This is a genomic window from Achromobacter deleyi, from assembly GCF_902859705.1.
GTDB classification, from domain to species: Bacteria; Pseudomonadota; Gammaproteobacteria; order Burkholderiales; family Burkholderiaceae_B; genus Achromobacter; species Achromobacter deleyi.
Window position 1 is genome coordinate 76,597 of record NZ_CADIJO010000004.1, and the last position, 18,849, is coordinate 95,445.

Sequence of the window (18,849 nt, forward strand, 5' to 3'; positions counted from 1 at the left end):
TGGGTTCCTTGGTCATTTAAAACATGCAACCTGATGCAACTCGCCGCGCGTCGCGGCGCGCGGCTCAGTCCAGCGCAACCTTCAGGCGCGCCTGCACCAATTGGCGCAGCACCAGCAGCTTGCCATGGAAGAAGTGCGACGCGCCGGGGATCACCACCACGGGAATCGAGCGCGGCCGGGCCCAGTCCATGGCTTCGGACAAGGGCACGACTTCGTCCTCTTCGCCATGCACCATCAGCGTATCGTCAGGAACCTGGACCTCATGCGACTGGAAGCGGTTCACCGCCGGCCCCATCAGCATCAAGGCGCTGGGCAGTACGGCTTCGCCTTGGTCCGCCAGCGCGGCGTAGGTCTGCGCGGCCACGGCGGTGCCGAAGGAAAATCCGGCCAGCACCCAGGGCGCGGCAGCCAGTTCAGGATGGCGTTCGCGCATCTGCGCCACCACCGCCAGCATGTCCTGGGTTTCGCCCACGGACTTGTCGAACACGCCTTCGGACAAGCCGACGCCGCGGAAGTTGGGGCGCACCGCCACCAACCCGTGCTGTACGCAAGCGCGCGACAGCGTGGTCACGACTTTGTTTTCGCGGGCGCCGCCTTGCAGCGGGTGCGGATGCAGTACCAGGGCCCAGCCCCGCGGCGTGCCGTCGGGCCAATCCACTGCGCAATCGATGCGGCCGGCGGCGCCGGTGAAGGCATGGGTTTCAGTGCTTGCGGGCATAGGGGTACTCGTGCTGCGTGAAAAAGGGAATGTTAACCGGCGGGGCGTCAGCGGATTGGCCGCGCCGCGGCCTTCGGATTGCTGGCCAGCCACTGCGCCAGCTGGTCTGCGGCGTCATCGGTCGCCTGGCGCAAGGCGGCCACGCCGCCGGCGGCGTCCTGTGTCGGTGCCGGGGCCTGGGTTGCGATACGGATCTGTCCGGCCACGTCGCGGCCATTGAGCAGCACCGCCTGCAGCAGCACGCGGCCCTCGCTGGCCGAGCCGTCGGGCGTGAACACCTGCTCGAACTGCGACAGGTAGACCTGCAACTGCGGCGTCTGGCCGCTGGCCCGCTCGGCCAGCACCGGCCCCTGGCGCGACAGGCGTTCGATCAGGCGCTGTCGCACCAGATCGGACGGCGATGACGACCAACGGTAAGTGGCGTAGGACTTGGGCGCGGCGCTGTCGCCCACCCGCCAGACGATGCCGGTATCGGACAGCGCCGGCACGGCCGAGAACACCAGCGCGATGGGTTCACGCGCCGGCAACTGCGGCGTGGGGCGGGCGTCCAGCCCCAGGTCGAAGACGGCGGGCGGCGCGCCGACGCGGCCTACCCCGCAGCCGGCGAGCGCCAAAGTCAGGATCAGAACTGCGCTGCGCATCTTCATTTCGGCTGTCTCCCAAATCCGGCGAACCCGGCCTCGCCGGGCCCGGGCGCAACCGGCGCCGGCCCGAACAACAACGATTGCGGCGAGTTGTCGACGCGCCGCAGGGTAAAGGTGGCGCCGCGCGCGGCTGCGCTGACGTTGGCGGCCATGCTGGCGACGGCAGGCAACGTCTCGCTGTCCAGGCGCGAGGCGGCAAAAGCGATGTCATTCAGGCTGCGCGTGGCCGTGGCCAGCGGGCCGTCGGGCGCGTTCAGCCGCGCCAGCGACTGCCGCGCCTGCTGGGCCAGGTCGGCGACCTCGCGCGCCGCGCGGTCGGCCTGACGCGACGTGCTGCCCAGCGAATCCATCAGCGGACCCAGCTTGGCCAGGGTCGGGCTCAGGTCGCGGGTAGCGTCCTTGAGCGACTGGGTGATGTCGGCGGCGTTCTGCAAACTGGCGGTCAGCGCCTGCACGTTCTGCTGGCTCAGCAGCCGGCGCAATTGCTCGGTCGCGTCTTCCACATTGGAAATCAGGCGGCCGCCGCGTTGCTCGATGCGGTCCAGGAAGCCAGGGCGCAGCGGAATCGCGGCGGGATTGGCGTCGCTGGAGGCCAGCCGCTTGAACGAACTGCCGTCATCGCGCAACTCCACATTGGCCATGCCGGTCACGCCCTGCACGCCCAGTTCCGCCCAGGTCGATTCGGTGATGGGCGTGTTGGGCGCCACGCCGATGCGGATCCGCACCTGCCCGGGCTTGTCGGGGTTCAGCGCCAGCGACTGCACCTTGCCCACCGGCACGCCCTGGTAACGGACGGTCGATTGCGGGTTCAGGCCGCTGACGGCAGTGGCCGACACGATTTCATAGGTTTGCAGTTTGGTCCGGTCGCGGCCGATCCAGACGGCCACCAGCGCAGCGGCGGCCAGGAGGACCAGCGTGAAAATGCCGGCCATGAGCGCGTGACTACGGTTTTCCATGATGCGTTCCCTTCGGCGCCATGTCCCCAAGCGCACGCAGACCGCGTTCGCCCAGGAAGAATGTGTGAATGAACGGGTGATCGACCTTCAGTACTTCCGGCACCGTGTCGCATACGATCACCCGCTTGTCCGCCAGCACGGCCACACGGGTGGCCAACGCAAGCAGCGTGTCCAGATCGTGCGTCACCATGACAACGGTAAATCCCAACTGCCGGTGCAGACTGCGCACCAGGTCCACGAATTCGTCCGAGCGCAGCGGATCCAGGCCCGCCGTGGGCTCGTCCAGGAACACCAGTTCCGGGTCGAGCGACAACGCGCGCGCCAACGCCACGCGCTTGACCATGCCGCCGGACAGGTCCGATGGCCGCTTGCCGGCGTCCTGTGCCGTCAGGCCCACCATCGCCAGCCGGCACATCACGACGTCGTGCACCAGGTCTTCGGGCACCGTGCGCAGTTCGCGCAGCGGCAGCGCCACGTTGTCGAACACGGACAGCGCCGAAAACAGCGCACCGGCCTGGAACAGCATGCCCCAGCGGTACGACAGACGACGCCGCTCGGCGGTCGTCAGCTCGGACAGGGTATTGCCCAGCACCTGGATCGTGCCTGCGGCCGGCTGGTCCAGCCCGATGATCTGGCGCAGCAGCACCGTCTTGCCCGTGCCCGAGCCGCCCACCAGCACCAGGATCTCGCCGGGAAACACCGTCAGGTCCAGGTTGTCGTGCACGACGTGGGCGCCGAAGGCGGTACGCAGGCCCCGCACGGTAATGACCGGCGCAACCGTGACATGCTCTTCGGTGAACAGGCGATGTTGTTCGGCGCCGGCCATCAGATACCCACCGAACTGAAAATCACCGCGTACAACGCGTCCAGCAGGATCACGCCGGTAATCGACGTGACCACCGAGGTCGTGGTGCCGCGCCCCAGGCTTTCCGTGTTGGGCTGAATGCGCAAGCCGAAATGGCAGGCGATCAGCGCGATCAGCATGCCGAAGGTCACGCCCTTCAGGATGCCGATCCAGTAATTGGTCAGGGAAATCGCGTCGGGCAAGGATTGCAGGAACCACTGCGCCGACACGCCCAACTGCACCTGCGCGGCCAGCATGCCGCCCAGAATGGCCATGGCGTCGGTCCAGAGCACCAGCAACGGCATGGTGACCGCCAGTGCCACCACCCGCGGCAGGATCAGCCGCTGGCCGTGCGAAATGCCCATCACCAGCATCGCGTCCAGTTCCTGCGTGACCCGCATGACGCCGATCTGCGCGGTGATGGCCGACCCCGACCGCCCCGCCACCAGAATGGCGGCCAGCACCGGCCCCAGCTCGCGCACGATGGACACGCCCAGCAGCCTGACGATGAAGCGGTCCGCGCCGATCATCTGCAACTGCTGCGCCGACAGATACGACAGCACCACGCCGATCAGAAACCCCACCAGCGCCGTGATGCCCAGCGCCTGCGCCCCCGTGCGGTAGATCTGGGCCGAGATCTCGCGCCAAGGGCCGCGCGAGGGCCGACGCAGCATGCCGAAGAAATCCAGCACCAGCTGCCCCAGCATCACCAACAGGGCGCGGCCATTCTCGGCCGCCTGCAACACCGCGTCGCCTACGGACCGGACCCAGCCCCACGAGGCCTCGGGGCGCGGCGGCGCCTGGCGCTCGCCCTTGTTCATCGCCAGGGCGTTGAACACATCCTGCTGGCCGGCCGACCAACGCACCCGTTCGGGCAGCTTTTCGCCCCAGGCCTGCCAGATCAGCAGGGCGCCGATGGTGTCCAGCCGGCTGATGCAGTGCAGGTCCCAGCGCGCGTCCTCGCTGACGGCCTTGGCCATCGCGGCGCGGCGCCGTTCGACCTCGCCGGGCTCGGCCAGCGCCAGAACGCTCCAGTCGCCCCCCACATGGCACACGCCCGCTTCCTGGCGGAAGGGCGCGGCGGCGGACACGGATGGGGAAGAATGCGGCATGAAGACAGGATACCGATGCAAAATGTATCGACAATCATATACGCTGAGGCCGAAACGCCGCGAACCCGGCCCGCGCGTGCCCTACAATCGCCGCCATGTCCGCTCAAGTCCGCCCCATCGACCTGCCCGCGCCAGACGACCTGGCCCGGATGCTGGGTTCGCGCCTGCCCGCCTTCCAAGACATTGCCTGGACCGCCAGCACCGGCTCGACCAACGCCGACCTGCTTGCACGCGCCCGCAGCGGCGCGGCCGCCGGCAAACCCTGGCTGCTGGGCACCCACCTGCAGGAAACGGGCCGTGGCCGTGCCGGCCGCCCCTGGCAGAACCGGGTGGGCGCGGCGCTGATGTTCTCGTGTGCGTTCGACGTGCACCTGCCGGCCGCCCAACTGCCCGCCCTGTCGCCGCTGGCCGGCCTGGCCGCCTGCGAGGCGCTGCGCGCCGTGGCCGGCCCCGACGCCGACGGCCTCTGCATGAAATGGCCCAACGACGTGCAATGGCGCGACGCCAAGCTGGCCGGCGTGCTGGTCGAGACCACCCGCAATCCGGGCGGCCGCGAAACCGGCTATACGGTCGTCATCGGCATGGGCGTGAACCTGGTCGACGCCGACACGCTGTCGCAGGCCCTGGGCCGCCAGGTGGCCGACTGGACCCAGGTCACCCAACACGCGCCCGACCACCCCGCCATCGCCGCAGACCTGGTCTGCGCCGCGGCCACCGCCTGGCACGAGGCCGTGCAGATGCTGGAACGCGAGGGCTTTGGCGCCTTCGCGCAGCGTTTCGGCCAGGTCGACGCGTTGGCCGGCCGCGCCGTCAATGTGCTCGACAAGGGCGACGTCATCCTCAGCGGCACGGCCTGTGGCGTCGACAGCCAGGGCCGCCTGCTGGTCCAGACGCCCCAGGGCGCCACGCCGATATCGGTCGGTGAAATCTCGATCAGGCAGCAGGCATGATCATCCTCATCGACTCCGGCAACAGCCGCCTCAAAGTGGGTTGGCTGGACCCCACCAGCCCCGACATGCCGCGCGAGCCTGCCGCCGTCGCCTTCGACGGCCTCGACCTGGACGCCCTGGACCGCTGGCTGACTGCCCTGCCTCAGCAACCGACGCGCGCGCTGGGCGTGAACGTCGCAGGCGCCGAACGCGGCGCCGCCATTGCGGCCATGCTGCAGCGCCGCGGCTGCACGGTCACCTGGGCGACGTCGCAGGCCACCACCCTGGGGCTGGTCAACCGCTACAAGACACCGCAGCAGCTGGGCGCGGACCGCTGGGCGTCGCTGCTGGGCGTGCTGTCGCGCCTGCCGGGGGCTCATCCGCCCTTCCTGCTGGCCAGCTTCGGCACCGCCACCACCATCGACACGGTCGGGCCCGACAACGTCTTTGTCGGCGGCCTGATCCTGCCCGGACCCGCCATGATGCGCAACGCGCTGGCCCACGGCACGGCCAACCTGCCGATCGCCGAGGGCCAGGTCGTGGCCTATCCCACCGACACGCACGAAGCCATCGCCTCGGGCATCGCCGCCGCCCAGGCCGGCGCCGTGGTGCGCCAGTGGCTGGCCGGCCGCCAGCGCTACGGCCAGACGCCACAGATCTTCGCGGCCGGCGGCGGTTGGCCGGAAGTGCACCAGGAAATCGAACGCCTGCTGGCGGATGCCGGCGGCGCGTTCGGCGCTGCGCCCGTGCCCGTCTACCTCAACCACCCCGTCCTGGACGGACTGGCCGCCATGGCGCGCGCCACCCCGGCACCGGACGCCTGACACGAGGCCGCCGCATGCGAGTGCTCTTCATCCTGATCCTGTTGGCCAATCTGTGGGTGCTGGCGCTGGGCCAGGGCTGGCTGGGCACGCGGCCGGCGGACGAAGGCCGTGACCCGCGCCGTTTCAGCCAGGAATTGAATCCCGGCGCCGTCACGCTGGTGCCCAGAACCGCCCGTTAAGGCTTCGCGGCGGCTTGCACGCCAGGCCATCGGCCAGAGCGCGTCGCATGCGCCTGCGACGCCACCTTCATCAATCCAGCCAGGGCGCCAACGCGGCCATCGTCCGGGCCGTGGCGCCCGAATGGCTGGCAAACCAGGTCTGCGCCGCCTGGCCAGCCGCCTGCCGCCTGGGCGGATCGGCCACCAACGCCAAGGCGGCGGCCACTGCCTGTGCCGGATCGGGCTGGCGCTGCGCCGCACCCGCCTCGATGGCATCGCTCGCAGCCTGCTGAAAATTGAACGTATGCGGCCCCACGATGACCGGCACACCTGCCGCGCACGCTTCGATCAGGTTCTGTCCGCCCAGCGGCGCAAAACTGCCGGCCACCACGGCCACGTCCGAGGCCGCATAGTAAAAGGCCATCTCGCCCAGCGTATCGCCCAGCAGCACGGTCGTGTCCGCGCCAGGATCCTGTCCGGACGAGCGCCTGACATAAGGCACGCCCGCCTGCTCCAGCAGCGCCGCAGCCTCGTCGAACCGCTGGGGATGACGTGGAATCAGCAAGAACAACGGCCCGCCAGCCGTCGCCGACTGGCGCTTGATCGCGTCGATGAACGGCGCGTCCTCGCCTTCGCGAGTACTGGCCAAGGCGACCACGGGCCGGCCCAGGCGGGCGCGCCACGCCTGCCCCGCCTGAACCTGCCGGTCAGGCAAGGCCAGATCGAATTTCAAATTGCCTGACACGCTCGGATTGCGCACGCCGGCCTGGGCCAACCGGTCAGCGTCCTGCGCGGTCTGGGCCAGCACCAGATCCAGCCCTTGCAGCGCTTCGCGCATGACGCTGCCCAGACGACGCGCCTGGCGCAGCGAAGATTCCGAGTAGCGGGCGCTTACCAGCGCCATGGGCAGGCGGGCACGCCGGGCAGCCGCCAACAGATTGGGCCAGATTTCGCGTTCTATCAGCAGACCGCAGCGGGGGGTGTTGGCCGCCAGAAAGCGCCGTGTGGCGCCAGGAAAATCGTAGGGCAGCCAGGCCTGGCGAAGCTGTCCCCGCGCAATCGCGTCGGCAAACAGCCGTGCGCCTTCGGCGCGGCCCGTGGCAGTGATGTGGGTCAGCAACACGGGCAGGCCGTGGTCCAGCAACGCTTGCAGCAGCGGCTGGGCAGCACGCGTCTCGCCCAGGCTCACGGCATGCACCCAGACGGGAGCGGGCGCCGTCGCGTCGGCCACGGCAGCGGAACGATTCGTGGCGCTCCGGCCAAAGCGTTCGGGTGAAAAAATCTGCCATTCGCCGCCTGCCCGCTTGGCCCGGCGGGCCATCCACAGCCAGACCAGGGGCGCCAGCGCCCGCAACGCCAGGGTGTAGACGCCGCGGTTCATGTCAGTGCGCCGCCAGCGCCTGCTCCACCGACGCCATGACAGCCTCGCGCGAAGGCGAGGCGCCGCGATCGCCCAGGCTGGCCGTGTAATTGGAACCGACCAGGGGCGTGCGCACCGGCGTGGACGCGCGATAGATGCCGATCGTGGGGCGGCCCAAGGCCGCCGACAGATGCGTCAGGCCACTGTCCAACCCCACCATCAGGCGGGATCCCGCCAACAATCGGGCCACCGAACTCAGGTCCATGCGTGGCATGACTTCGACGTCTTCCATGCCCGCCACCAACAACCGGGCACGCTCGGCTTCCTGCTCGTTGCCGGCCAGCAATTTGAGCGAGCACCCCGCATCCAGAAGGCGGCGAAACACGGCCCGCCAGTCATCTTCGGGCCAGAGTTTGTCGTCGCGGCTGGCCGACGGCATGATCACGGCATAGCCGCGGTCCGCGTCTACATGGTGCAGTCGGGGCAGTTCCGTGGCATTGAGCCCTTCACTTGGCACGTCGTGCACCGGATCCGCCGCTTGCCCGGCTTGCCGAACAAAGGACTGCAAGCCGAAATCCGGCAAGCCGGCGTGCTGATACCCGAAAGTCAGTCCGGCCAACTTGCGCTGGCGGATGACGGCGGGCTGCCAGAATTCCACGCGGTGACGCACGTTATAAAACAGGGACGCCAACGGCTCGCGGGCGGAACGCCAATCCAGACCATGCCGTACGCCACGCGCCTGACGTACCAGCCACGCGGACTTCAACAGGGCCTGCATATCCAGGACGATGTCGTACTGCACGGACCGCAGGCGTTCGCGCAGCGCGCGCCGCTCGGCCCGCACTTGCGCCGACCACCAGGATTTACGCCAGCGGCGATGGGCAACCTTGATGATTTCATTGACCGCGGGATGCCAGGAAGGAATCTCGGCAAACGCCTCTTCGACGACCCAATCGATCTGCGCGTCGGGAACGTGCCGGGCAATATCGGTGATAGCCGGCAACATATGGACGAGGTCGCCCAGGGAGGAGGTGCGAACAATGAGAATTCGTGTGGGCATGGGCAAGGATTCGTGCTTGGCGCCACTATCGACCCGAAGGGCAGGCACCGGTCAACGCAGCCCGAACTGTACAACAACATTGCCCATTACAGCGCGGCATGTTCCGCCCCAGGCCAAATCTGCATTCCAGCCGAAATCACGCTTGTCTCAGTGCCGTTTCCGCTTTTTGACAATCATCCATTTAGGCATGCGGAACAGCACAAGCCTGCGATACAACAGGATATACGTCGTGGAGAATGCCGCGGTGCACAGCATGAGCACATACGGCTGCTGCCAGAACAGCACTGCAGGAATGACGGCCAGGGACGAGAGCAGCCACAGATAAGGCGACGTCATGGAGTTGCGTTGCGTCTGATGCCGCATTTCGCGCGACCCGATGGCCCAGCGCACCAGGCGCTTGTAGATCAGCATGTGCAGGTGAACGCCGTCAGGGGCGCCGGGTGATCGGCCCCGCAGCCACTTCTTGCGGTAGATGGAAAACAGCGTCTCGAAGACCGGGTAGATGCACAACAGCAGCGGAAACCATGCCGACACCTGCGGGTGGCGAGCCAACATCAATACCGACAGCTCGCCGATGATGAATCCCAGAAAATAGGCGCCGCCATCCCCCAGGAAAATATGCCCGTGCGGATAATTCCAAACGAGAAAACCAATAACCGCGCCCAAAGTGCTGAGCGCCACGATCAACAGAAACCGGTCGCCCAGATAAAAAGATACGTAAGCGAAGCCCGCCAGAATCATCGCGGAAACCACTGCCGCCAATCCGTTATATCCGTCGATGATATTGATGGCATTTGCGGCGCCGCCAATCGCCACTGACGTGAATATCAGGGAAATGACCCCGAATTGCAGCAGCCAATCAATACCGATAATGTCGACGCGCGTCACCGCTGCTCCCAGAAGATAATAGGCAGCGACACCTGACAGCATGGCCAGGCCGAGACGAACCAATACCCTGACCTGCTTGGTCAAGTCTTCGGCAAAACCGCCCAGGAAAGCGGGCATCGAGGCTGCCAGGAGCAGCACCATGCTGGGCAGGACGTCGGGCTCGCGCACAGCGACCAATGCACACGTCACACCTGTTGCCACCAGCAGTGACAGCCCGCCAATTCGGGGAACCGGCGCCGAGTGATATTTCTGCACGCCATCCAGATCGTGGTCGGCCGTCAGGCCATCATGCCAAGAGCGGTAGCGAACGATCAGCAAGGTGGAAATAAGCGAAACCAGGAACGCTACAAGAACGTACAACATGAAAAGCACGCCGGAATGGGGAATTGGCGCGATTGTAGCGTCAGACACACTTCTGACATCAAATCCAAAGCGCCCCTCCTGCAAAGGAGTGAAAAGAGGACGTTTCGACACCAAATCGCCTGGTCATATGGCTGAAATGAACGAGTAAACTGCCGACCTGGCTGGGAAGCGGAATAGCCAACGACGATAGATCGATCGCGCTGATCTTGCCAATAAACGATTAAGACGCATTCTCAAAATATGCTGCCTGTTGATTTCGCTGGACACATTCCCCTGCAGCGCTTGCCCGAATGGCAACGCTTTGGACAGGCTGTGCAAGACGCGTCTTTCTGCACCGACTCGATTCACCTCATCCAAGCCGGCGGCCTCACCATCGACTTGAGTGCCCAGGTCACCTCCCCCACCTGCCGCGCCACCGCTGCTGCGCTGCTCGAGGCACGAGGCTTCGACCAGGCCCGCGCCGCGCTGATGGCAGGCGATCGCATCAATCAGACAGAAGACAGAGCGGCCTGGCACACCATGCTGCGTGACCCCGCTCCCATCGAGGCGGTCGCTCAGCAGCATCAACGGGTTCGCGAATTCGTGGAACAGGCGGATGCGCAGGGCCGCTGGCGAAACGTGATCCACATCGGAATCGGCGGCAGCGATTGGGGCGTCCGGCTGGTCACCGACGCCTGCGGCAGCGGCGCCAAGCGCAGGCTCTTGAAGTTCGTGGCCAACATCGACGGCCATGCCCTCGAAGACGCGATCCAGGGCATGGCTCCCCAAGACACGCTCATCGTCGTCACGTCCAAATCCTTCACCACGGCCGAGACGTTGGCCAACTTGCGCCGAGCCGTGCGCTGGCTGACGGAGTCCGGTATCGAGCGGCCTTATGAGCAGGTCGTCGCGATCACCGCGCGGCCGGCGGCCGCCCAGGCGCTAGGCATTCCAACCGACCAGATCTTCGAGTTCTGGGACTGGGTTGGCGGCCGCTACTCGCTGTGGTCTGCCGTCGGCCTGCCGATCGCCCTGGTGCTGGGGGCCGACGCCATCGAGAATCTGCGGGCCGGCGCCGCCGCCATGGACGCGCATTTCGCGCAGGCGCCCATCGCCGACAACGCGCCCGCGCAACTGGCACTGGCCGGCGTGGCGAACCGCAGCGTCCTGGGCTATGCATCGCTGAGCATCGCGGCCTATGACGCACGCCTGCAATATCTTGCCCCTTACCTGCAACAGCTCGACATGGAATCACTGGGCAAGTCCGTCGACATTGCGGGCAACGCAGTGGGCGTACCGACCGGCCCCACGGTCTGGGGCATGCCCGGCACCGATGGCCAGCACACCTTCTTCCAGTGGCTGCACCAGGGCACGGACGGCGCTGCGGTGGATTTCATCATGTGCAGAGAAGCCGACCATCAATGGGTGGACGAACACACCATGCTGGTCGCCAATTGCCTGGCCCAGCGCCAGACCTTGTTGCAAGGCACCTCATCAGACGCCGATTGCGCCCGCCTGGTGGCGCAGGGCATGCCGCAGGAAAAAGCCCAATGGCTATCACGCCATCGCAAGCACCAGGGAGGCAGGCCGTCGTCCCTGATCGTTCTGCCCAGGCTGACGCCCCATGCGCTGGGCGCGCTGCTCGCACTCTATGAACACAAGGTCTTCGTGCAATCGCTCATCTGGGGCATCAACCCCTTCGACCAATGGGGGGTGGAAGCCGGCAAGAACATGGCCAGCGGCATTCTTCAAGAGTTGCGCGGCCAGGCGCCGGCAGCCTCGCACGACATCTCTACGCAGCACTGGATTTCGGAGTTGTCCCACAAATCCTGACCCCCGGCATGGCTGGCCGTTACGCTCAAGACAGGGCCAAAAGTAGCCAAACAGGCTATTTGGGAACAGAATAGGCGTACAACTCTTCTACAAGGAGACAGCCATGCGCATAGCTGATGCCCAATGGATTCCTGCCACGCAACACCAGACATGGGACGCGTTGACAGACCCGGAAGTGTTGCAGAAGTGCATTCCCGGTTGTGTAGAAGTCACCCGAAAAAGCCCCACCGAGTACGCCGTCACCTTGCGCGCCAAGCTGGCGGGCATCGATACCGACTACGAAGGCGAAATCCTCATGTCGGACACCAACGCCCCCAATAGCTGCACGCTCGTCTTCGAGGGCAAAGGCCGGGCAGCCTGCCTGGCGATCGGCACCGCGCAGATCAATCTCAGCACCAAGGATCAAGGCACGCGCGTTGCCTACACCGTGGCCGGCATGGCGGGCGGCAAGCTCGCCGAATGCGGCGAAGGGCTGCTGCTCAAGGCGGGCGACAAGATCATCCAGAAATTCTTCACCGCCTTCATTGACCACATGGCCAAGCAGCCCCGCCTGGCCCCACCGCCGCCGCCGCCGGAGCCCGAACCGCGCGGCCTGTCCAACTCGCGTTGGTCGTGGATACTGGTGGTGCTGGTGGTCGCGGTGTTCTGGAGCTACCACGCGTTCTACAAGTAAAAACCCTTATGCACCGATGATATGCTTGGCGGCATGAATCCACCGCCGCCAACACCCCAGCCCGCCGCCCCCGCTCACTCTCGCCGCGACCTGCTGAGGGGGATGGCAGGGGTAGCCGCTACGGTGGTGCTCGCCGCCTTCGATTCCACCATCATCAGCACCACCTTGCCGCGGGTGGCTGAAGCGCTGAACGGCATGGCGCTGTATGCCTGGGTCGGCACGGGCTATTTGTTGGCCACTGCCGCGTCCATCATGATCTTTGGCCGCCTGGGCGACATGTTCGGCCGCAAGCCCCTGATGCTGGTTTCCGTGCTGATCATTGCACTGGGGTCCATTGCCTGTGGCCTGTCCCAGACCATGGGACAACTGATCCTGTTCCGTACGCTTCAGGGCATCGGCGGCGGCATGATGATCGCCACCGCCTTCGCCGCGCCGGCCGACCTGTTCCCCGATGCCAAGGAACGCGTCAAGTGGATGGCCCTGGTCTCGGCAGCCTTCGCCATGGCCAGCGGCATTGGTCCGGTATTGGGCGGCGCCGCCACCCAGGCGCTGGGCTGGCGGGCTGCGTTTTTCATATCCCCACTGGCCGCGGCGGTGGCGCTGTTTCTCTTGGCCAAGTATTTCCCGCGGATCAAGCCGGTGCACACCGGCGCACGGCGCATCGACTGGATTGGGGCGATTCTGCTGGTGCTGGCGGTGGGTGCCCCGCTGGCGGCGCTGGAACTCGCCTTCGCCAAAGGCGAGCATGCCCATCCGATGATGGGCCTGGCCCTGGCGATCATTGGCATCGCCGCCATCGTTTTGCTCATCCCCATCGAACGCCGTGTCGAAACGCCCATTTTTCCGTTGCGTGTGCTGGCCGGCCGCGAACCGCAACTGCTGAACCTGGCCGCGATGACGGTCGGCGCCGTCATGTTCGTGCTGATTTTCTACAGCCCGCTGCTGCTGCAGCAGGTGCTGGGCTACACCCCTAGCGAAGCGGGCCTGCTGATGACGCCGTTGGTGGCGGCGATCTCGGTGGGCAGCATCATCAACGGCCGCTTGTTCCCCCGGCAGACCGAACCGCAACGCCTCATGGTATTCGGGGCCGGCATGCTGGCCGTCGGCACGTTGATGGTGCTGCTGATCTCACCCGGTACGTCGGCCTGGTGGATCGTGGCGGCGTTCTTCGTCAATGGCTGCGCCCTGGGCTTCCTGCTGCCCAATCTGACACTGTTCATGCAGATGCTGAGCGAGCGACGCGACGTCGGCGTGGCATCCGCGCTGGTGCAGACCACCCGGGCCATCGGCAGCGCACTGGGTACCGCCGTGGTGGGTATCCTGATTTCGCATGGCACTGTACTAAACGGAGTGCGCACCGGTCTGGTCCTGTGTATTGTCCTGTGCCTGACCTGTGCGGTACTGGCGCATCGGGTCAAGATGAAGAATCTGGCCACCGGCCGGAACCAAGCCTGACTCAGGACTCACCATGCGTCGTCGTGATTTGTTGGACCTTTTGCTCCTGGCCGCCGTCTGGGGCGGCTCATTCCTGTTCATGCGCGTGGCCGTAGGCGAATTCGGGCCCGTCGCGCTGATCGAACTGCGTGTCGGCCTGGCCGCGCTCTTCCTGCTGCCCGCGGCACTGTGGCGTGGCAGGCTGCCGGTCATCGCCAAGCACTGGAAGGCCATCCTGGTAGTGGGCACGCTGAACGCCGCACTGCCCTTCCTGCTGTATGCCTATGCCGCCCAGTCGCTAGGCGCGGGGTTCTTGTCGGTCGCCAATGCGGTGACGCCGGTGTGGGGCGCCGTGGTCGGCTGGCTATGGCTGAAGGATCGACTGCCCTGGTCACGCTCGTTGGGGCTGGCGATCGGCCTGCTGGGCATCGTGGTGCTGGTCTGGGACAAACTTGATTTTCAGGCCGGCGGCACGGGGCCCGCGGTGCTGGCAGCGGTGTCGGCGCCGATTTTCTACGGCATCGCCGCCAACTGGACCAAGCGCTTTCTGACGGGAGTGGACGCCCTGTCCAATGCCACGGGCAGCATGCTTGCCGCGACGCTGCTGTTGCTGCCCCTGGCGCTGGCCACCTGGCCGCAGGCGCCCGTGTCGGCCATGGCGTGGGGCGCCACCATCCTGCTGGCCGTCGTCTGCACCGGCGCGGCGTACATCGTTTTCTTCCGGCTCATCGCCAATGTGGGACCGACCGGCGCGGTCAGCGTCACGTTCCTGGTGCCGGTCTTCGGTGTCGTGTGGGGCGCCTGGTTCCTGGACGAAGCCATGACGGCATCGATTCTGGTCGGCGCCGGCATCATCCTGGTCGGCACCGCGCTGGCGCTGGGCCTGGTCGGCGGCAAGCGCCGCTAGCCGGCGGTGCCCGTTCAGTACTTGTCCGACGTTCCCGTCAACGCCACGCCGATCCGCAGCAAGGTATACGACGCCGCGTCCACCCAGCGCCGCAGCCAGCCGCGCCGCTGGTATTCCAACGGCCGGATGAAACGTCCGCCTTGCTGGATGGCCGCCTCCAGCCGCTCTTGCAGGTCCCACGAAAATGGCTGGTCGTCCACCACCACATTGGCCTCGCGCGCCAGCAGCAGGCTGAAAGGGTCCAGGTTGGACGAGCCGACGGTGGCCACGTTGTCGATGACGGCCACCTTGGCATGCAGGTAGCTGGGCATGTATTCGTAGATCTCGATGCCGTCGCGCAGCAGCTGGTCGTACAGCGAGCGCGTGGCATGGTACTGCATGCGGTATTCGACCTTGCCTTGCAGCAACAGGCGCACGCGCACGCCGCGCGCGGCGGCCTTGGCCAGGGCACGGCGAAACTGGCGGCCCGGGAAGAAATAGGCGTTGGCGATAAGGATGTCGCGGCGCGCCTGCGTGATGCCGTACAGGTAGGCACGCTCAAAGGTCTGGCGAAAACGCAGGTTGTCGCGCAGCACCAGCGCCGCGCGCAGTTCGCCGCAAGGCGCCACCGGCGCATGGCTGGGCTTGGTCAGCCGCATGCGGCTCCAGTCGCGTGGATGGCGCCGCAGGCGGGCCCAGTTAAGCCGCACCCACAGCAGGTCCTGCGCGTAGGCGGCTTCGGTCACCACGGGGCCCTGCACCTGCACCGCGAAATCGAAGCGTGGCGCCGATATGCCGTCGGTCGGGTCCAGGTCGTCGTAGTCGTCGATGATGTTGATGCCGCCGATGAAGGCGATGCTGCCATCGACGACGGTGACCTTGCGATGCAGACGCCGCAGGCGGCTGCGCGACGGGATGAACTTGGCGAACCAGCGAGGTTCGGGGCGGAAGATGCGGCATTGCGCACCCGCGCCGGTCAGGCGTTCACGCACGGCATCGACGGTTTCAGCGCTGCCAAAGCCGTCCAGCACCACCCGCACCTTCACGCCGCGCGCGGCCGCGGCCATCAGGCAGTCCAGCACCTTCAGGCCGGTGCGGTCCAGCATGAAAATGTAGGTCTCCAGGTGCACGCTGACCTGGGCCTCGTCGATCGCCTTGCACAACGCGGGAAAAAAATCGGTCCCGTTCTGCAACAAGCGGATCTGGTTGCCGTCGGTCCATTCCAACTTGACCTGCTCGGCCTTCACGGAAGTTCCAGCTCGGCCAGCAAGGGGGAATGATCGGACAGCCGCGCCCATTCGCGGCCGCGCAGCACGCGCGCGCTACGCACGGCAAAGCCGCGCTGGTAGATGCGATCCAGGCGGAACCACGGAAAGACGGCCGGGAACGTGCGCGGCGGCGGCAACAGCAGCCGCGAGCTGCCGTCCATGCCCAGCTGGTTGGTGCGTTCCATGACGGACACGCCGCTGTTGGGCAGGCCGCGCAAGGCATTGCTCAGGCGCTTGACCGAATCGCGCAGGCGGGGCAGTTCGCCGCCATGGCTGCGCGGCGCGTGCGAGAACACTTCGTACAGCCCCAGCTGCTGCACGAACAGCGGCGCCAGGCGGTCACCCCAATCGTTGAAATCACCCGCGATCAGGATGGGTTCGCCGTCCGGCACCATGCGCCGGATGCGCTCGGTCAGCGCCAGGATCTGGCGGCTGCGGCTGCCGGCAAACAGGCCCAGGTGCACCACGAAGCAATGCACTGCACGACCGTCCAGCTCGACGCGCGCATGCAACAGCCCGCGCTGTTCCAGCCGATGGTCGGAGATGTCCTGGTTTTCGTGGTCAAGAATGGGAAAGCGCGACAACAGCGCATTGCCATGATCGGTTTCATGGCGGACCGCATTGCGGCCATAGGCCACGTCCAGTTTCAGCGCGGCGGCCAAGGACTCGTGCTGGGCGTCCAGCAACGATTTCTGTTCATTGCGGCCCTGGACCTCCTGCAGGAAGACCAGGTCGGGGCGCAAGCCATACAGGCCCAGGCGCAATTCATTCAGGGAATCGCGCCGGCCCAGCGCCGAACGGCCCTTGTGGATGTTGTAGCTGACGACACGGATGAGCGACATAAAAGCGATGGCGCCTTTGAAAGCAGAGGAACCAAGAGCCAGGCCCTGAAGCGACCCGGCAAGCACCGCCACAAAGCGGCGTCTGCCAGATTACTCCAATTCCGCACCCCCAAGCCGCAACAAAAAGCTGCTCACCACCAGCCCAATCGCCGCAAGCCGGGGGCCACAAGAACGCAGCACGACGCAAGCAATCGCCGCCCCACAAGCCGGGCCGCCGAGGATCCGGCTCCGCCGGTCCCGCGAGGCGCCCCCCTGGGGGGGAGGCGCCCCGCGCCTCGGGGGGGGGATTACTTCTGTTCGACGTTGCGCAGACGAATGTGCAGTTCGCGCAGCTGCTTCTCGTCGACTTCCGAAGGCGCTTGCGTCAGCAGGTCTTGCGCACGCTGCGTCTTCGGGAAGGCGATCACGTCGCGAATCGATTCGGCGCCGGTCATCATGGTGACGATGCGGTCCAGGCCGAAGGCGATGCCGCCGTGCGGAGGCGCGCCGTATTGCAGCGCGTCCAGCAGGTAGCCGAACTTTTCGCGAGCTTCCTCGGCGCCGATCTTGAGCGCGCGGAACACCTTGCTCTGCACTTCTTCGCGGTGGATACGCACCGAGCCGCCGCCGATTTCCCAGCCGTTCAGGACCATGTCGTAGGCCTTGGCGAACGCCTTGCTGGGATCGGTTTCCAGGAAGTCTTCGTGACCATCCTTGGGGCTGGTGAACGGGTGGTGGGCAGCGGTGTAGCGGCCGTCTTCCTCGTCGTATTCGAACATCGGGAAATCAACCACCCACAGCGGCTGCCAGCCGGCCGTGAACAGGCCCGACTTCTTGCCGAATTCGCTGTGGCCGATCTTCACGCGCAGCGCGCCGATGGCGTCATTGACGACCTTCTCGCGGTCGGCGCCAAAGAAGATGATGTCGCCGTCTTGCGCGCCGGTGCGCTTGACCAGTTCGGCCAGGGCAGCGTCGTGCAGGTTCTTGACGATGGGCGATTGCAGGCCGTCGCGGCCCTTGGCCACTTCGTTGACCTTGATGTAGGCCAGGCCCTTGGCGCCGTAGATGCCGACGAACTGGGTGTAGGCGTCGATCTCGCTACGCGACATTTCGGCGCCACCGGGCACGCGCAGGGCGACCACGCGGCTGCCGGGCGCCGTGGCGGCGGCGGCGAACACCTTGAAGTCGACGTCGCGCATGACATCAGTGATGTCGGTGAACTCGAGCTGCACGCGCAGGTCCGGCTTGTCGGAGCCGTAGCGGCGCATGGCTTCGGTCCACGTCATGATCGGGAACGGCTGGGCCAGGTCGACGCCCTGCACCACCTTGAAGACGTGGCGGATCAGGTTTTCGAAGATCTCGCGGATCTCGAATTCGTTCAGGAACGACGTTTCGCAGTCGATCTGGGTGAATTCGGGCTGGCGATCGGCGCGCAGGTCTTCATCGCGGAAGCACTTGGTGATCTGGTAGTAGCGGTCAAAGCCCGACACCATCAGCATCTGCTTGAACAGCTGGGGCGATTGCGGCAGCGCGAAGAAGTGGCCGGCGTTCACACGCGAGGGCACCAGGTAGTCGCGCGCGCCTTCGGGCGTGCTCTTGGCCAGCATCGGGGTTTCGATGTCGATGAAGCCCAGCTGGTCCAGGAACTTGCGCGTTTCGATCGACACGCGGTAACGCAGCATCAGGTTGCGCTGCATCTGCGGGCGGCGCAGGTCCAGCACGCGGTGCGTCAGGCGGGTGGTTTCCGACAGGTTGTCGTCGTCCAGCTGGAACGGCGGGGTGACCGACGCGTTCAGGATCTCGACTTCCTTGCACAGCACTTCGATTTCGCCCGAGGCCAGCTCGGCGTTGGCCGTGCCGGCCGGACGCTCGCGCACCAGGCCGGTGACGCGCACGCAGAATTCATTGCGCAGGCGCTCGGCGGTGGCGAAGGCGGCGTTATCCGGATCGAACACGATCTGCGCCAGGCCCGCGCGGTCGCGCAAGTCGATGAAGATGACCCCGCCGTGGTCGCGGCGGCGGTTCACCCAGCCATACAGGGTGACGGTCTGGCCGAGATGGTCGCGGCAAACCTGGCCGGTGTAGCAGGTACGCATCGG

General features: G+C 66.2%; 18 protein-coding genes. 7 read left to right on the forward strand and 11 right to left on the reverse strand.

Annotation, left to right across the window (positions count from 1 at the left end):
- Positions 1 to 64: 64 nt before the first annotated feature.
- From HV798_RS07440 to HV798_RS07460, 5 genes are read right to left on the reverse strand one after another with little or no spacing between them, the layout of a single operon-like run.
- A complete protein-coding gene (locus HV798_RS07440; RefSeq protein ID WP_175192401.1) occupies positions 65 to 718 on the reverse strand; it encodes an alpha/beta hydrolase in 654 nt (217 codons plus the stop codon).
- Between the two features lie 47 nt (positions 719 to 765).
- Complete coding sequence (locus tag HV798_RS07445) at positions 766 to 1,365, reverse strand: ABC-type transport auxiliary lipoprotein family protein (RefSeq protein ID WP_175192400.1); 600 nt, start codon at positions 1,363 to 1,365, stop codon at positions 766 to 768.
- Positions 1,362 to 2,318, reverse strand: coding sequence for an MlaD family protein (locus tag HV798_RS07450; RefSeq protein WP_025136256.1), 957 nt, complete (start codon positions 2,316 to 2,318; stop codon positions 1,362 to 1,364). Before HV798_RS07450 ends, HV798_RS07445 begins: the two co-directional genes overlap by 4 nt.
- A complete protein-coding gene (locus HV798_RS07455) occupies positions 2,305 to 3,144 on the reverse strand; it encodes an ABC transporter ATP-binding protein (RefSeq protein ID WP_175192399.1) in 840 nt (279 codons plus the stop codon). Before HV798_RS07455 ends, HV798_RS07450 begins: the two co-directional genes overlap by 14 nt.
- Entirely contained in the window at positions 3,144 to 4,274 is a 1,131-nt protein-coding gene (locus HV798_RS07460) for an MlaE family ABC transporter permease (RefSeq protein ID WP_175192398.1), read from the reverse strand. The genes HV798_RS07455 and HV798_RS07460 overlap by 1 nt, the downstream gene beginning before the upstream one ends.
- A 95-nt stretch (positions 4,275 to 4,369) precedes the next feature.
- On the opposite strand from HV798_RS07460, the gene HV798_RS07465 reads away from it, so the two are divergent.
- From HV798_RS07465 to HV798_RS07475, 3 genes are read left to right on the forward strand one after another with little or no spacing between them, the layout of a single operon-like run.
- A complete protein-coding gene (locus tag HV798_RS07465; protein ID WP_175192397.1) occupies positions 4,370 to 5,224 on the forward strand; it encodes a biotin--[acetyl-CoA-carboxylase] ligase in 855 nt (284 codons plus the stop codon).
- Complete coding sequence (locus HV798_RS07470) at positions 5,221 to 6,027, forward strand: type III pantothenate kinase (protein WP_175192396.1); 807 nt, start codon at positions 5,221 to 5,223, stop codon at positions 6,025 to 6,027. Before HV798_RS07465 ends, HV798_RS07470 begins: the two co-directional genes overlap by 4 nt.
- Positions 6,028 to 6,041: 14 nt before the next feature.
- Positions 6,042 to 6,206: a hypothetical protein gene (locus tag HV798_RS07475; protein WP_175192395.1), complete on the forward strand. Its 165-nt coding sequence runs from the start codon at positions 6,042 to 6,044 to the stop codon at positions 6,204 to 6,206.
- Positions 6,207 to 6,276: 70 nt separating this feature from the next.
- Here HV798_RS07475 and HV798_RS07480 read toward each other — a convergent pair whose 3' ends face one another.
- From HV798_RS07480 to HV798_RS07490, 3 genes are all read right to left on the reverse strand, one after another.
- Positions 6,277 to 7,566 (reverse strand): 3-deoxy-D-manno-octulosonic acid transferase, encoded by a 1,290-nt coding sequence (locus HV798_RS07480; RefSeq protein WP_175192394.1) that lies wholly within the window; start codon positions 7,564 to 7,566, stop codon positions 6,277 to 6,279.
- Position 7,567: 1 nt separating this feature from the next.
- Positions 7,568 to 8,605 (reverse strand): lipopolysaccharide heptosyltransferase I, encoded by a 1,038-nt coding sequence (waaC, locus tag HV798_RS07485; protein ID WP_175192467.1) that lies wholly within the window; start codon positions 8,603 to 8,605, stop codon positions 7,568 to 7,570.
- A 147-nt stretch (positions 8,606 to 8,752) separates the two neighbouring features.
- Entirely contained in the window at positions 8,753 to 9,856 is a 1,104-nt protein-coding gene (locus HV798_RS07490) for an MraY family glycosyltransferase (protein ID WP_175192393.1), read from the reverse strand.
- Positions 9,857 to 10,096: 240 nt separating this feature from the next.
- Between HV798_RS07490 and pgi the strand changes: the two genes are divergently transcribed.
- From pgi to HV798_RS07510, 4 genes are all read left to right on the forward strand, one after another.
- Positions 10,097 to 11,668, forward strand: coding sequence for a glucose-6-phosphate isomerase (pgi, locus tag HV798_RS07495; protein ID WP_175192392.1), 1,572 nt, complete (start codon positions 10,097 to 10,099; stop codon positions 11,666 to 11,668).
- Positions 11,669 to 11,771: 103 nt separating this feature from the next.
- Positions 11,772 to 12,341, forward strand: a complete 570-nt coding sequence (locus HV798_RS07500) for an SRPBCC family protein (protein ID WP_175192391.1) — start codon at positions 11,772 to 11,774, stop codon at positions 12,339 to 12,341.
- Between the two features lie 102 nt (positions 12,342 to 12,443).
- Complete coding sequence (locus tag HV798_RS07505; RefSeq protein WP_246288614.1) at positions 12,444 to 13,796, forward strand: MFS transporter; 1,353 nt, start codon at positions 12,444 to 12,446, stop codon at positions 13,794 to 13,796.
- Positions 13,797 to 13,809: 13 nt separating this feature from the next.
- Positions 13,810 to 14,682, forward strand: coding sequence for a DMT family transporter (locus tag HV798_RS07510; protein WP_175192389.1), 873 nt, complete (start codon positions 13,810 to 13,812; stop codon positions 14,680 to 14,682).
- A gap of 14 nt (positions 14,683 to 14,696) precedes the next feature.
- Here HV798_RS07510 and clsB read toward each other — a convergent pair whose 3' ends face one another.
- The 3 genes from clsB to aspS all read right to left on the reverse strand — a co-directional run bounded on the left by clsB (position 14,697) and on the right by aspS (position 18,846).
- Positions 14,697 to 15,908: a cardiolipin synthase ClsB gene (gene clsB / locus HV798_RS07515; RefSeq protein ID WP_175192388.1), complete on the reverse strand. Its 1,212-nt coding sequence runs from the start codon at positions 15,906 to 15,908 to the stop codon at positions 14,697 to 14,699.
- Positions 15,905 to 16,771: an endonuclease/exonuclease/phosphatase family protein gene (locus HV798_RS07520; RefSeq protein ID WP_175192387.1), complete on the reverse strand. Its 867-nt coding sequence runs from the start codon at positions 16,769 to 16,771 to the stop codon at positions 15,905 to 15,907. Before HV798_RS07520 ends, clsB begins: the two co-directional genes overlap by 4 nt.
- Before the next feature lie 287 nt (positions 16,772 to 17,058).
- Positions 17,059 to 18,846, reverse strand: coding sequence for an aspartate--tRNA ligase (gene aspS, locus HV798_RS07525; protein WP_025136283.1), 1,788 nt, complete (start codon positions 18,844 to 18,846; stop codon positions 17,059 to 17,061).
- Between the last annotated feature and the right edge of the window lie 3 nt (positions 18,847 to 18,849).